Genomic DNA, 14,701 nt, shown 5'->3' with positions numbered 1-14,701 from the left:
TTGCCTAAGGTGTTTTTGATAGCGATTAAAACTTATCGGTAATGGCACCTTCTGAGGCACTGCCAACCGTTTTAGCGTATTTAGCCAGTACACCGCGCTTTATGTTTGGCTCTGGTGCTTTCCATGTACTTAAACGCTTTTGAATGTCTTCTTCGCTAACGATTAAGTTTATTTCATTGTTATCGGCATCAATGGTAATGGTGTCGCCGTTTTCAATAATAGCAATTGGGCCACCAACCATTGCTTCAGGGGTAATGTGCCCAACGACAAAGCCATGACTGCCACCAGAGAAACGACCATCGGTAATAAGCGCCACGTCATTACCCAAGCCGCGCCCCATAATGGCGGAAGTCGGTGACAGCATTTCTCGCATACCCGGGCCACCTTTCGGGCCTTCGTAACGAATAACAACCACATCACCTGCGACTACTGTACCGTCAAGAATAGCGGTCATGGAGTCTTCTTCTGAATCAAACACACGTGCAGTACCGGTAAATAGAGTACCTTCTTGGCCACTGATTTTTGCCACTGAACCAGTTGGTGCGATGTTGCCACGTAATATGCGTAAGTGGCTGTCGGCTTTAAGTGGCTTGTCGAACGGCATGATAATGTCTTGGCCGGCTGGATAGTCTTTTACGTTAGCAAGGTTTTCAGCTATGGTTTTACCATTCACAGTTAAGCAGTCGCCGTGCAGTAAACCTTGTGCCAGTAAACGCTTCATTAGTGGGGCAATACCACCAATTTTGATGAGTTCAGACATTAAGTATTTACCTGATGGGCGTAAGTCGGCCAGTACCGGCACACGCTTACCTATTTCGGTAAAATCATCAATAGTGAGCTCTACGTCGATCGCATCAGCCATGGCCAGTAAATGCAGTACAGCGTTGGTAGAGCCACCCAAAGCAATAACCATCGTAATTGCATTTTCAAAGGCTTTACGCGTCATAATGTCGCTAGGCTTAATATCGTTATCAATGAGCCACTGAATCGCGCGGCCTGCTTGTCGGCAGTCTTCACGTTTTTCAGGAGAGATAGCTTCTTGAGCAGAGCTGCCCGGTAAGCTCATGCCTAACGCTTCAATCGCTGATGCCATGGTGTTAGCGGTATACATACCACCACAAGAACCAGGGCCAGGGATAGCCGTTCTTTCAATTTCTAATACTTCTTCTTCGGTCATATCGCCACGGGCATTGGCACCGACGGCTTCGAATACAGAAACGATGTCAGTATGATTTTTACCCGGCTGAATGGTACCGCCATAAATAAACAGTGAAGGACGGTTTAAGCGTGCCATGGCCATAATACAACCAGGCATATTCTTATCGCAGCCACCAATAGCAATTATAGCGTCGTGACCTTGGCAGCCTGATACGGTTTCAATAGAATCCGCAATCACCTCACGCGATACCAATGAGTATTTCATACCTTGGTAACCGTTAGCAATACCGTCAGAGATGGTAATGGTATTGAAAATAATGGGTTTGGCATAGGCAAGATAAACGCCTTTAGCCACTTCCTCAGCTAAGCCGTTAATATGAATATTACAAGGGGTTACTTGGCTCCAAGTAGAGGCAATCCCCACTTGCGGGCGCTTAAAATCTTCATCTGTAAAACCGACTGCACGCAACATAGAACGGGCTGGTGCTTTTTGAATGCCATCGACCAAAATAGCGGAGTATTTTCTGTTGGTATCGTCTTTTTTAATCATGCTCTGTCTCCAATAGCGTAACGGTTTATTGGCTTGTTTAAGCTTAAGTAAAGGCTAGTGTATGTCCTCAATCTGAACGAAAGTAACTAAATACGCCCTAATCTTTTAAAATATATTCAACCAATGCCGCAAAACTATCAAACGCTGCGGTAGGGTTTAGCTCACGAATATCCTGCCCATAGTTATAGCCGTATGACAGTCCAAGCGTATCCATATTGGCGTTTTGTCCTGCCAAGATGTCGTTTCTGGAGTCACCAATCATGATTGCTTGCGCTGGAGTAACGTTTAGAGTTTCACAGACATGTAGTAGTGGGGTAGGATCTGGTTTTTTAACGGGCAGACTATCACCACCAAGTACTTCGCTAAACAAGTCTTGCCAGCCAAAGAATTGTAATATTTTGGGTACAAAACGAATCGGCTTATTGGTGACTAATGCTAGTGTATAGCCCGCTGCCTTTAGCTTTTTTAGTCCGCTATCCACATCTGGGTAGGCGACGGTTTTGCTACCACTAAGATTCTTATAAGCATCAAAAAAAACTTGTTCGGCATGATCAGTTGCCTCGACCGTTAACTCACCTTCTACAACCTCAATTTTACCGAGCAAGGCGCGTTCGACCAGCATTCTTGAGCCATTGCCCACCCAGTTACGTATGGTATCGATAGGATAAGGGTGTTTACCAAGCGTAGTCAGCATCGCATTAGTCGCATCAGCCAAATCTGGTACGCTATCAATGAGAGTGCCGTCAAAATCGAAAATTAAAAGCTGCTTATTCATTATTCCTCGCGATTTAGAATTATTCATTCTATTTTTAAGTTATTAGTTTTTAAAAGTACTGTTTAAAGTCTTTGTTACCATAACATAGGTAAGCCATAGCACTCACTTTTACTGCTATTTCAGTATCTACTATTCAACGTCTTGATAACGCTGACGGTGTTCAGCTTTCATTTTTAAATAGCTTTCATTCTCACGGCATAAATCCCATTTCTGCTTAAATATGCACGCAGATTCAGCTTTGATAGGATCTTCTGGCTGGCGTGGTAGCTCTTCACGACCATGAGCTCCGCTTTGGCCTTTTTTATCATCAGGAACCGCTCCCTTATATTTTTTACCACCTTTATGATTGGCATAACGCTGAGCGCGGGTATAGCCCATTTGAAGAAACTTGCGTGCCATATCAGCACCAACAAAGTCATCAGCTGACAAATACTCTAAAAACATTTGATAAATAACACCGCTACTCTCAAGCGCAATGTCGGGCGTTGCAAAGCGCCAATGCGGAAGAATCTCGGACTTATAAGGCTCTACTAGTAACACTCCTTGCTCGCCACGACCAACGCGGTACAGCTCAGGCTGCGCACGCAAGTCCAAGTTTTTATAATCTAAATCATAATCAAACTCTCTCATAGTTCTTACTCTTAACCTATCTCTGTTTATCGCTTTTAGTATACTTAGCGGGTAGGCACATAAAACAGCACAAAAGTGTTATGAATGAGTGACAGTAGTTGTTTAAGATATTGTAAAAACCGCCATGCAAGATTAACAGGCGCTACAAAATTGACTTTAGAAAAAGTAAACGGGATAAGTTACAATGAATAGATTTACTACGGACGAGCTAATGTCGTCTAGGACAGGAATGCTAATATTATTAGGATTGACGATAGCTTTTCTAAGTATTAATAGCGCTCATAGTGCTTGGTTTGAGCGATCATTGTTAAGTGATAATACGGTCAAAGATAACACTTACACAGTCAAAGACGTCGACCGTGATGAGATGTTTGTTATTGATGACTTTATCTATGATGCGCGTCAATCTTGTTATTTATCAATAGGTGATCAAGTAGTATTCTCTGAAGGTCGATATGGTATTGATTATCGCGCAACTATTTACGATTTAAATTATCGTGAGCCTTGTGAGCTGTTATTAAGAGACCCCGTGTCATAAAAACAACTTTATTAAAAACAAATATTTAAAGCCTAAAGACATAAAAAAAGCCCTGAACATAAATGTTCAGGGCTTTTTAGAATGCTTAAACGAATGGTGGCTCGAGGCAGGTTCGAACTGCCGACACACGGATTTTCAATCCGTTGCTCTACCGACTGAGCTATCGAGCCGTCTTCGTTGAGGCGCTATTAAACTAAATATAGGCGTTCCTGTCAAGTTATTTCTGCATTATATGTGACAAAAGGGCAAAAATAATTGATAGGTCATTAAAATAAGCCTTTTTTATCCTAAAACTAATCTTTAACACGCAGTAGCTCATATTCACTCATAATCCGGTGAATATCTGCATCAACAGGAACAAACTGGCGCACGCCTTTTTTCACTTCGGCGTCATAAACCAGTTTAATAAACTTAGCATCAATCGCGCGACCACGATTTTGTTGATGTACCGTTAAATATTGCAAGCGCTTAGCATCAGTCTGCCCATCATCAAAGCAGGCAACTGCGGCGATAGGCTTATCATTGAACATGCCGACATATAGATACTGCCCACGTTTAAACCCTTGCTCAATAAGTGCCAATACTTCAGTGCCATCAGGTTGGCTATTATCCGTATCATACAATGCTTGCAAGCGCTCGGCTAATTCATTTTCACGTGCAGGCTTTTTCATCAAAGGAGTTTGCAAGTCGTTAATGGCAATCGCTTCTAAAGGCATAGTGGCTTCCTATTTTTTTTTCATTTGATAGTTAGTTATCTGGTGCGGCATGACTTAATATAATGAGCATAACGGTTATTGGGCAATGATTGATAATATTAAAGTCACTATTTTAGCAGAAAGGTGCGAATTTGCCTGTAGATTACTGCATGGTCGTGGCAGTAAATCTTAGGGTTTGCTATGATAAGGATAGATAATGCATCATCTGTCCTTATTATAATATTTTGCGATAGGATAGAATGAACTATAAGCAATTTATACTTATTAAAATTTTATGCTTCTATTTTATGGTTCTCAAATTGAGAACACGCCGGGCTTATCGATAGCCCTATTTTATTGTTTGCTTTTATATTTATAGAGAGTAGCCATGACAGCCAATTCTACTGAACAATCTCAAGATCAAAACTCTGCTAAAAATCTTTACGGTCATGCTGCGCGTACCGCGACTGTAACGCGCAATACCGCTGAGACTCAAGTCACTTGTACGGTCAATCTTGATGGTACTGGTCAAGGTACTGTAGATACGGGCGTGCCATTTTTAGATCATATGATTGATCAAATCAAGCGTCATGGTCTATTTGACTTAGATATTAAATGTAATGGCGATACCTTTATTGATGATCACCATAGTGTTGAAGATACGGGTATTACGCTTGGACAAGCCTTTGCTAAAGCATTGGGTGATAAAAAAGGCATTCGTCGTTATGGACATTTTTATGCGCCACTAGACGAAGCATTAACGCGTGCGGTGGTTGATTTATCTGGACGTCCAGGTCTGCATATGGAGATTCCATTCACGCGCTCGCACGTTGGTACCTTTGATGTTGATTTATTCAGTGAGTTTTTCTACGGCTTTGTCAATCATTCGTGGATGACGGTACATTTAGACAATTTAAAAGGTAAAAATAGCCATCATCAAATTGAATGTACTTTTAAAGCCTTTGCTCGTGCGCTGCGTATGGCGTGTGAATATGATGAGCGTGCGTTAAACACCTTGCCATCGACCAAAGAGGCCTTTTAGATGAGTCGAGCAACAAAGATTGCACTACTAGATTATGGTATGGGTAATTTGCACTCTGCCAGTAAGGCACTATCAGCGGTCGGTGCGGAAGTTACTGTTACTAATGACCCAAAAGTCGTCGCTGCTGCCGATAAGATTTTTTTCCCCGGTGTTGGTGCGATGCGTGATTGTATCGCTGGCATGCACGAGGCAGGTATTGATGAGGTCATACGTCATGCCATATTCAATAAGCCTGTTATGGCCATCTGTGTCGGTATGCAGGCGTTATTTGAGCAATCCGCTGAGAATGGTGGTACAAAATGCTTGGGTATCTTAGATGGCAGCGTAGAAGCGTTTGATCCGACATGGACAGATGAGCAAGGCGCGACTATTAAAGTACCGCATATGGGCTGGAATACCATCAGTGGTATGGGTTTTGACCATCCGCTGTGGAACAGTATTGAAGACAATGCGCACTTTTACTTTGTACACAGTTATTATTGCGAGCCAGTAGATAACTCGCAAGTGGCGGCCGTTTGTGATTATGGTCAGCCGTTTTGTGCCAGTATTTTGCAAGATAACTTATTTGCTACTCAGTTCCATCCAGAAAAAAGCCATACCGCAGGCTTGCAACTGTTAAAGAATTTTGTGGATTGGGATATTTAAAGAAGCATGAATTAAATATTTGATTGAGCAGTAAGGTAGGTTAGCAAATATATAACCTGCCTTTTTTATTCTCAATTTATACTCAGTTATTTTCTACCTCTTATACGCGGAATAAAATCGTGGATTTTTATCTATTCAAAAACGGTGTCGTCGATGCTACAGGCTTAGACAAAGATGCCTTACATATTTATGTGGGCATCAGCGTTTATCTATTAAGTTTAATCCTGCTGCGTCCAATTTTCAAAAAATATAGTATCAGAGCGTTTATTGCTTTAATTATGGTCACGGCTATCGCTGTATTGGGCGAGTATTTGGACAATCGGCATACTATTACAGATTTAGGCCTCTCAGGCTTAACGGGTGCAGAAATAAAGGCCAGTATCCATGATATTATCAATACGAGCCTGCTCTCTTACGTCATTTATGGATTTACCGTATGCACAAAGACTTTTCAGTCGATCAATACAGTCAAACCCATGATTAAACGACAGAAAAAAACGGACTATTCATAAGTTCGTTTTTTTATTTCTATGATTAACTATTTGTATATTAAAAGGCTTAGTCGTTTTGACTCTTAGCCTCATCATACAGCTCGCGCACCACTTCACCAATCACTCGAATACCATCAATCAGCGTTTGCTCATCAGCGGCAATACTCATACGAATACATTCATGCGCATGTTGGTAGTTGCTCACATCGACACCAGGGAAGAAGTGTTTACTTGGCACAATAAGCGTGCCTTTTTCTTTTAGACGCTCATACAGCTCAACGGTCGTAATCGGCAAGTCTTTAAACCATAGCCATAAGAATATCGCGCCTTCAGGCTTATGAATCGCTAGTGGATAATCGCCCAACGCTTCTTTTAATAAGCGTACGGCGGTATTCGCTTGCTGCTGATAAAACGGCTTAATCTCATTATCAGATAGCTGCTTAATTCGGTCGTTTTTGACTAGTGGCGTGGCAATCGCAGCGCCGAAACGCGTCGGTGCGAGATTCACCACCGCATTCATCGCACTAACAGCGGCAATGACTTTGGGAGCTGCAACGATAATACCGGTACGCATACCGGGTAAGCCAATTTTAGATAGGCTGAAACAAAGGATAGTATTGTCATCCCAAGTGAGATGCGCGTCAGAATAAATAATGTTAGGAAACGGCATACCGTAAGCATTGTCAATAATCAACGGTATGTCATAGCGCTTGGCAATCTCAGCTAAATGCGCCATTTCGTCATCAGTCAGGACGTTGCCAGTAGGATTGGTCGGGCGTGAGCAACAGATAGCACCGATACGACCTTCTTTTAGCGCCGGTAAATTCTCTAACGCCTCAAAATCGACGCGATACTTAAAGAAACCTTCTTCGCCATCATGCGTCACTTCATCGATATGCGGTAATACAGCAGCAAAATGCTGACCTTCTACGTGGACATCACTATAGCCAATATATTCAGGGGTCAATGGCAGTAAAATAGATTTATCTATCGCTTGGCTCTTCTCATCAGTAAACGCTCCGCCAAATAAATTGAACAAGTAGAAAAAGGCGTTTTGTGAGCCATTGGTTAGGGCAATATTTTCTGCTGTCAGATTCCAATCATAATGACGGTTAAAGAAGCCGACTAACGCATCGATAAAGGCAGCATCACCTTGCGGATTAGAATAATTCGCCATGCTGATAATCGCACTACTATTGGCTTCACCCGTATCGTTATCAACGCCAAGCGCTTTGTAAGTCTCTAAAAACAGCTCATTGACGGCATCAATCTTGGCAGGATTTCCGCCACCCAGCATATTAATTGGCTGATCGCTTTTTAGCGCATCGCCAAGATCATCCATCAATTGCGAGATACCAGTAGGTTGGGTAAATTTTTGACCGAATTTTGAGAATTTCATAAGGTTACCATGCTGTTTTATAGGGATTTATAAGGTGTTATTTAATCGATAAAGTTGGGCTAGTATAGCAAATGGCAGGTCTGTTTAGTGAGCAAAGCATATGACTGATAATAAGTTATATTTCTATATATATGGCAACTAAATTAAAAAACGCCCACTAAGTGAATAGATGGCGTTTTGGTTTGAGACTTCAGGGGATTAGAGCTTTGGAGCTAATTCTGTTTTTCGCTAGAGCTAATATTTCATTCACATAGATAGTTGTATTGCTATTAATTTACTCTATACTTTCTAAAATTATGAGAATGAGTAAATATGTAATGTCTAATAATAAAAAATCAGCAACACTTTATTTTGATGAATCAGGATTTACAGGTAATGACTTACTTAGTCCTAATCAAACGGTATTCAGCTACGCATCTGTAGAAAGTAGCCAAGAGGAGTCTGAAAATTTTGTTAAGTATCTTTTAAATAAATACCATGTACAAAATGGCGAAATCAAGAGTTCAAAATTACTTAGAGGGGCTAAAGGTAAAAAATTGGTTGATGAGGTCTTAGAGCATTATGAGGGACGGTTTAAGGTAATGGTATGTCATAAAAAATTTGCCTTATCAGCTAAGTTTTTTGAATACATTTTTGAGCCAGCTTTATCACAATCGAATTCTTTATTCTATGGTGTCAATTTTCATATGTTTATTAGCAATATGCTATATTTGGAATTGTTTCTAAAACACCAAAATGCTGAAGACATTTTTTCAGATTTTGCACAGCTTATGAGAGAAGGTGAGTTTGAAAAATTAAAGGTATTATTCAAAGGATCTAGCGAAGATGAACCTATCTTCTTAAAGCAAATTACAGAATTTGCAATATTAAATAAGGAAGCTGTAATATCAGAGTTATCTAGCTTAGAAGGGACAATGACAGGAAAGTGGATATTGGACTTAACAAATACTTCACTTTTTAGTCTACTAGGTGAATGGGGAGAAGAATATGAAGAATTAGTAGCATATTGTGATAAATCTAAGCCATTAGATGATGACCAAGATATATTCAACGCAATGGTAGGAAGGAAAGATAAAGTTTATATGAACTACGAAGATTTTAAAGCACCAGTCACGTTTAACTTAAAAGAGCCCTTAAATTTGGTAGATTCGAAGGACTTTTATGGTATTCAAATAGCTGATGCTATAGCAGGTGCATTCGCTTACGCTTTTGATGAGAATAAAGAAGAGGATAAATATAAATTAAAATGGCAAAAAATGGGTGAAACACATCTTTCAAAAACTAATTTGTTTCCTAATATTTCATACTTAGACATGGCTAGTCCAGAGGTTCAGTTAAACACAATGATATTAAGAGAGCTTCTTGATAGAAGTAAAAGAGGTATGAGCCTTATAGAAGGAATGGGCTTGTTTATCCATTTTATCAAATCTAAGTTGGAAGAAAGCCCTATGAAAATTATTTAATAGGGCAGGTTATATGTATTAGAAAAGTTATAACTGATCCAGTTTTCTATTGTCTAATATGTGCGTGATCTCAAGTCAAACGAATTATGCTACTGCCACTATATCCTACTCTTATCAAAAATTTAAACCCTTTTCTCTCAATAATAGAACGGAGTGACAGAATTTATTTGCAAGGATAGAAGTTTTTTCAGAATATTCAGTCCAATGCTTTATATCTTTAGGTGTTGACCCCCTAAACGAATCATTAAGGTTTATATAGTCGTAGCCATGTGGTAAACCACCAGATTGAGCTCCAAAGTAATTTAGAAATTCTTTAGCGTTATTAACTATAACTAGACGAAGTTGTTCAAGGCTTTGATCGTGGAAGCGTAAAGATGGATCAAATTCTCTTTGCTCAATTATATTGAATGGTGTGATTATCTCTCTTTTCACAAACGACCCGAACAGTTCGTTTTGTATAGCGTTAATTAAATCATAAGGCAATATTTTTTCGAGTTCAGATAAAACATTTAAATCATTCTGGCTATAGCTAGCTGATGAATTAAACTGCGCTAGATTATTACTCTGTAAACCTAATGCTTTTTTGTACTCTCTCAAATCTTTTCTCGACACTTTATCACTATGCGCTAACGTATGATGTGATGGACATAGAACGATTAGGTTCTCAGGATCATTATTCTCTCTATTTTCATCAATATGATGTATTTCATAGGCTTCAAAACCACATCGATTAAAAGAACAGCGGTGTCCGGCTTCAACTAAAACCTTTCTTTTAACTTCTGCTGAAATATTCGGTCTAGACTCATTATATTTTTTTATCATTTCAAAGTTCCATTATGAATGTGATGCATTATTCTCGCATTATCCATTTTAAGTACCTAATACAATACTAGGTAGTGGTTTTTAGTATATTGGTTTATGAGTGTTTTGCTGTCTAAATATCTTTAGATATGAACAAAAGCAGGATTAGCTACAAACAACTAAACCGTCACCAATCTCTGCTAAACCTCTAGAGATAACCATTAAATCATCGCCCGCACCCGCGCCATAATCCCACGCCCAATCACCAATCTCACATAAATAATAGCAATGGCAAATAGCAAACCAATTAACGCTATACCGCCAATACCCAAACTTGCCCACGGCACACTAAAGCGTAGATTAAACCATTGAGTAATAGCAGCCCACGCGCCAACGCTGGCGATAATAACGGCGAATGTCGCGGCACTCAGTCCAAGCAATCCAAGCTCTAGTATATTCAGCATATATAAGTCACGCTTTTGCATCCCTAGCAGCCTAAACGAAGCGCTTTCTTGCATGCGATCTTGCGAGGTGGACAGTAACGAGCTAATCAATACCATGATGCCAGTCAATAGAGCCAGTAGCGTAAAGACATAAACCAAGCGACTCATTTGCGCAACCAACTCTTGGACTTGCTGCGCGATAGCCGTGCCATCAATAGTCGTCACGGCAGGAAACGTTCTGACCAGTTGTCCTTGTAAGTCTGGAATATCATCGGCTGCGACATGCGCCGTGGCAAATTGGATTTGCGGGGCAGCAGAGAGGACAGAGGGCTCAAATAAAAAGTAAAAATAAGGGCTTGGACCTTGCTCATAACGCGAGCGGATACTGGTAATTTGCCCGACGATTTCAATCCCTTGAATATTAAAGCGCACCTGATCGCCCATACCAACATTTAATAAACTGGCAGCGGTATCTAAAATAGACATTGGTGCTATTGTTTGGGTTGGTGTCTGGTCTGGTGTTTGCGCTGATGCTTGTACTGAGTCTTGCCCGTTTTGAGTCTGTTTTTGCGAATTAACAGGCGCGTAAAGCTGACTATCTTTGACGGCATCAGTAATGAACTCGGTTTCCATCACGGTATCAGCATAGCTTAAATTAAAGACACGCGTAGGGTCATCAAAGCCATCGGCAGGCTCGATATCTTGTACAGGTACATCATTTGCGGTTACTACGCGGGCACGAATGACAGGATAGTAGCTCACTGGTGCCTCAATAATTTTATTAATCTCATCATGTTGATCGCTTTGAATATCTAACAAAAATAAATTCGGCGCATCTTCAGGATAGGCATTAATAAACTGGGTATTGATACTATGATTGAGGGTAGTGATTAGTGTAAGCACAGCGACCGACAGTGATAGCGTGACAAAAAATAGCGCTGATTGATTGCCTTTACGTGCAAGGTTGTGAATAGCAATCCGTTGCATCCAACTGATATTGCTATTGGTCGCCAACTTGGCAAGTAGCCATAACCAAGCACGTGCTAACAGCCAAAATATTGCTACGAAACCGATTAAACCTACTAACAGCTGAGCGCCTAGCTTTAACGAACCTACTTCATAGGCAAAGAACGCATAAAGCCCTGTGAGCATTAGCGCATACCATAGTAAAGGCAAGCGTTTATACCAAGGCAGGTTTTGCGCTTGCTGGCTCGCACCTTGGCTAAGTAAGGTTGCGGGTTTGGTGGTATTAAGCGAACTTAAGCCACGCTGTGCGATAAGCAACGTCAGCACCAAAGCGATAATGATGGTTTTAATGGCACTGATAGGATTGATGGTTAAGCCAACATCTGCTGGCAAGATAGCCACAAGATATGGCTGACCAACTTTGAGTAAGCCAAAACTGACGATAATCGCGGCGATACCAGCAATGATAGTGGTAATGATTAATAGTTGATAGTAGCTACGTTTAAGACTGCCAAGAGGCTCACCCAATGCTAAGCGAATGGCATTACTAGACTGCTGCTTGGTCACAAATGCGGTGATGACGCCATACATTGCTACCGCTGATAATAAAAGTACCGCGATGACCAAGAGTTTTAAAAACATCAACACATTATCAGAGATACGCGAAACAGAAGTATCTGCTGACTCAGCATCTGACAGCTCAATATCAGGATAATTGGTTAATATTTGCGTCAGCTTATCGCGCTGCTCAGCGATTAATTCGGGCTCTCCTGCTAACTCAATACGATAGTTGATACGGCTACGCTCACCTAATAGATTGGTTGCGGCGAGCGCGTCTTGTTGCATCAGCACTCGTCCACCAAAGCCAAAGGCCGTCAACGGGCGGTCAGGCTCTTTCGTCAGCACATCGCTAATCGTGAACTGTCCTTCACCAATGGTAATTTTATCACCAATACTAGCGTTTAGGCTTTTAAGGACTTCTGGGGCGACGACCACATTATTAGAGGTGAGCTGCTGCCATAAAGGCTGACCAGATGCCAGCTCGACGTCACCATATAATGGATAGGCAGGGGAGACGGCTTTGACCCGTGCAAGTAAGGTTTGCTCAGCGGTTACCACCATCGCACTAAACTGATAATCATAAACTTTTTGCGTATCAGCGACCGTTGCTACCTGCGTTAACACCTCGCTTGGCCAGTCTTGCTGACTGTTTAAGATCAAATCGCCACCAACCAGTGCGCGCTGATTGTCATTGATATAGGTATTAACCGATTGCTGAATCGAATCTAGGGTTAGATAAGTTGCCAGTGATAGCGTTAAAGTCAGTAAAAATAATACCGGATATATCCAGCGCTGCCACCAGCTACGTCTTAGTGCTTGCGCGCCCAAGCCTTTAAATAAATGGTAGATGATACTGCCAGTATAATCTGACTCTTTTGTCATTGCCGTATCAGTCGTATCTTTTGGTGAATGCTTTTCTGTTTGCTTATTATTTATCAAGTTATTCATTAAGATACAATCCGCCCATCATGCATAGTAATGACACGATCTGCCATCTCAGCTAACGCGGCATCATGGGTGACCACGACCAATGCTGAACCCACTTGCTGTCTTAGATCCAGTAATAATTGCATGACTTGATTGGCGTTTTGCTCATCTAAGTTACCTGTCGGCTCATCCGCGAACACAATTTTTGGCTGCGAAACCAGCGCGCGCGCAACCGCCGTACGCTGCTGCTCGCCGCCAGATAATTGATTGGGTAAACTATCACGCCTATGCCCCAAATCAACGGCTTCAATCAATTCATTCACTCGTGCTTTGTTTGGACGCCGAGCAATATCAAGTGGGAAGGCAATGTTTTCTGCCACCGTTAATGTCGGCAATAGATGAAAAGATTGAAAGACAAAACCCATGTCACGTTGACGAATAACGGCTAAGGCATCTTCATCAAGGCTGCTTAACGTTTGATCAGCCAACTCGACGGTGCCACTATCAGGATAATCTAGCGCTGCTAATAAGCCTAACAAAGTAGATTTTCCAGAGCCGGATTTGCCCATGATAACCACGAACTCGCCAGCATTGACATGAATATCGACGTCTTTAATAATGGATAAAGATTGGTCACCGACTTGCACGGTTTTATTAAGTTGTAAGGCGATAAGCAATGCTGAAGGTTTCGAAGCGGGCGTGATGGTTGCAGCTGAATCTAGGTCTGAAGATAAAGGTGTCATTGCGCAGTCTCAGTAGGCGTGCTCGTCGATGTTGGCGCTGGCTTGTTAGGTTTTATTGATTCACCAGCATTACTTGCTTCTAATTTTTTAAGCTCAGGTTGTAAGATTGGCAAAATATTGTCATTAACGATAATTGTATAACCCTCTTTGGTCGGATGGATAGCATCAGCTTGATTTAGCTTAGGGTCACCGCCAACACCGTCTAAAAAGAAGGGAATAAGTGTCACGTTCATATCTTTTGATACTCTTGGATATATCGCGGCAAATGATTTTACGTAATCCGAACCTAGGTTGTCATAAATTTGCATACCGCCTAATATCACCTCGCTACCATTATCCTGTAGACGTTTAACAGCGGTACGAATATTAGCTTCAACCGTCGCCACATCAATACCACGAATGGCGTCATTAGCACCGACGGTCAAAATTGTAATATCAGGTTTGGTCTGTAATACCCAGTCTAAGCGATTCACCAAGCCAGTGCTGGTTTCGCCACTTAATCCTGAATTGATGACTTTGACATTTTTATAACCAAGTTCTTGTAAGCGTTCTTGTAGCTGTGATGGGTAATTGGCATCATTATCGACGCCAAGACCTTCTGTCAACGAGTCACCTAGTGCCAATATAGTTACCGGTGCAGATTGCTGTTCAGTTGAAGTGGTCGTTTGCTGAGTTTCGGCAGCTTGAGGATCGGCGCTTGGAGCGCTATTTTGAGTGCCATTATCCGTCTTAGCATCATTGGCATCAGGCGTTTTTTGACAACCGCTGATAGCGATTGCTACGGTCAGTGCAGCGACCGTGAGCAAGCACTGCGGTAAGCGAAAAGGTCTGTTTATCATGATTCTGCTGTCCTATATACAATCGAACCAGTCTA

At 41.4% G+C, this 14,701-nt stretch carries 14 protein-coding genes and 1 tRNA gene; 5 read left to right on the top strand and 10 right to left on the bottom strand.

The features are described 5' to 3' along the window. Positions 1-25: 25 nt before the first annotated feature. The 3 genes from ilvD to EPB74_RS11120 form a co-directional block, all read right to left on the bottom strand. Complete coding sequence (gene ilvD / locus EPB74_RS11130) at positions 26-1,708, bottom strand: dihydroxy-acid dehydratase (RefSeq protein WP_274904201.1); 1,683 nt, start codon at positions 1,706-1,708, stop codon at positions 26-28. Positions 1,709-1,805: 97 nt separating this feature from the next. Next, positions 1,806-2,483 carry a phosphoglycolate phosphatase gene (locus EPB74_RS11125; RefSeq protein ID WP_274904200.1) on the bottom strand — a complete coding sequence of 226 codons (678 nt, stop codon included), beginning with the start codon at positions 2,481-2,483 and terminating at the stop codon, positions 1,806-1,808. A 129-nt stretch (positions 2,484-2,612) separates the two neighbouring features. Next, a complete protein-coding gene (locus EPB74_RS11120) occupies positions 2,613-3,113 on the bottom strand; it encodes a DUF4385 domain-containing protein (protein WP_274904199.1) in 501 nt (166 codons plus the stop codon). A gap of 229 nt (positions 3,114-3,342) precedes the next feature. Between EPB74_RS11120 and EPB74_RS11115 the strand changes: the two genes are divergently transcribed. Then, positions 3,343-3,651: a hypothetical protein gene (locus EPB74_RS11115; protein WP_274904198.1), complete on the top strand. Its 309-nt coding sequence runs from the start codon at positions 3,343-3,345 to the stop codon at positions 3,649-3,651. Positions 3,652-3,745: 94 nt separating this feature from the next. Here the strand turns inward: EPB74_RS11115 and EPB74_RS11110 are convergent. Next, positions 3,746-3,821 (bottom strand) — tRNA-Phe (locus tag EPB74_RS11110). 123 nt (positions 3,822-3,944) lie between these two features. Beyond that, the gene (locus tag EPB74_RS11105; protein ID WP_274904197.1) at positions 3,945-4,367 is read right to left on the bottom strand and encodes a hypothetical protein; all 423 of its coding nucleotides are present in this window, start codon (positions 4,365-4,367) and stop codon (positions 3,945-3,947) included. Between the two features lie 367 nt (positions 4,368-4,734). Here EPB74_RS11105 and hisB point away from each other — a divergent pair, with 367 nt between their 5' ends. The 3 genes from hisB to EPB74_RS11090 all read left to right on the top strand — a co-directional run bounded on the left by hisB (position 4,735) and on the right by EPB74_RS11090 (position 6,545). Then, positions 4,735-5,388: an imidazoleglycerol-phosphate dehydratase HisB gene (gene hisB / locus EPB74_RS11100; protein WP_274904196.1), complete on the top strand. Its 654-nt coding sequence runs from the start codon at positions 4,735-4,737 to the stop codon at positions 5,386-5,388. Continuing rightward, a complete protein-coding gene (gene hisH, locus EPB74_RS11095) occupies positions 5,389-6,033 on the top strand; it encodes an imidazole glycerol phosphate synthase subunit HisH (protein ID WP_274904195.1) in 645 nt (214 codons plus the stop codon). It begins immediately after the preceding gene. 119 nt (positions 6,034-6,152) lie between these two features. Beyond that, positions 6,153-6,545, top strand: coding sequence for a hypothetical protein (locus EPB74_RS11090; protein WP_274904194.1), 393 nt, complete (start codon positions 6,153-6,155; stop codon positions 6,543-6,545). Between the two features lie 46 nt (positions 6,546-6,591). Here the strand turns inward: EPB74_RS11090 and EPB74_RS11085 are convergent, their stop codons facing one another. Further along, the gene (locus EPB74_RS11085) at positions 6,592-7,923 is read right to left on the bottom strand and encodes a valine--pyruvate transaminase (protein WP_274904193.1); all 1,332 of its coding nucleotides are present in this window, start codon (positions 7,921-7,923) and stop codon (positions 6,592-6,594) included. Between the two features lie 317 nt (positions 7,924-8,240). Between EPB74_RS11085 and EPB74_RS11080 the strand changes: the two genes are divergently transcribed. Next, positions 8,241-9,386, top strand: a complete 1,146-nt coding sequence (locus tag EPB74_RS11080) for a DUF3800 domain-containing protein (RefSeq protein ID WP_274904192.1) — start codon at positions 8,241-8,243, stop codon at positions 9,384-9,386. Positions 9,387-9,500: 114 nt separating this feature from the next. Here EPB74_RS11080 and EPB74_RS11075 read toward each other — a convergent pair whose 3' ends face one another. The 4 genes from EPB74_RS11075 to EPB74_RS11060 all read right to left on the bottom strand — a co-directional run bounded on the left by EPB74_RS11075 (position 9,501) and on the right by EPB74_RS11060 (position 14,666). After that, entirely contained in the window at positions 9,501-10,208 is a 708-nt protein-coding gene (locus EPB74_RS11075) for an HNH endonuclease signature motif containing protein (RefSeq protein ID WP_274904191.1), read from the bottom strand. 200 nt (positions 10,209-10,408) lie between these two features. Further along, the gene (locus tag EPB74_RS11070; protein WP_274904244.1) at positions 10,409-13,039 is read right to left on the bottom strand and encodes an ABC transporter permease; all 2,631 of its coding nucleotides are present in this window, start codon (positions 13,037-13,039) and stop codon (positions 10,409-10,411) included. Between the two features lie 65 nt (positions 13,040-13,104). Next, the gene (locus tag EPB74_RS11065; protein WP_274904190.1) at positions 13,105-13,827 is read right to left on the bottom strand and encodes an ABC transporter ATP-binding protein; all 723 of its coding nucleotides are present in this window, start codon (positions 13,825-13,827) and stop codon (positions 13,105-13,107) included. Further along, positions 13,824-14,666, bottom strand: coding sequence for an arylesterase (locus tag EPB74_RS11060; protein WP_274904189.1), 843 nt, complete (start codon positions 14,664-14,666; stop codon positions 13,824-13,826). Before EPB74_RS11060 ends, EPB74_RS11065 begins: the two co-directional genes overlap by 4 nt. Positions 14,667-14,701: the final 35 nt, after the last annotated feature.

Origin of the sequence: Psychrobacter sp. DAB_AL62B (genome assembly GCF_028895345.1) — a bacterium.
Lineage (GTDB): Bacteria > Pseudomonadota > Gammaproteobacteria > Pseudomonadales > Moraxellaceae > Psychrobacter.
The sequence above is the reverse complement of the archived record's forward strand: the minus strand, read 5'-3'. Positions and strand labels throughout refer to the sequence as shown.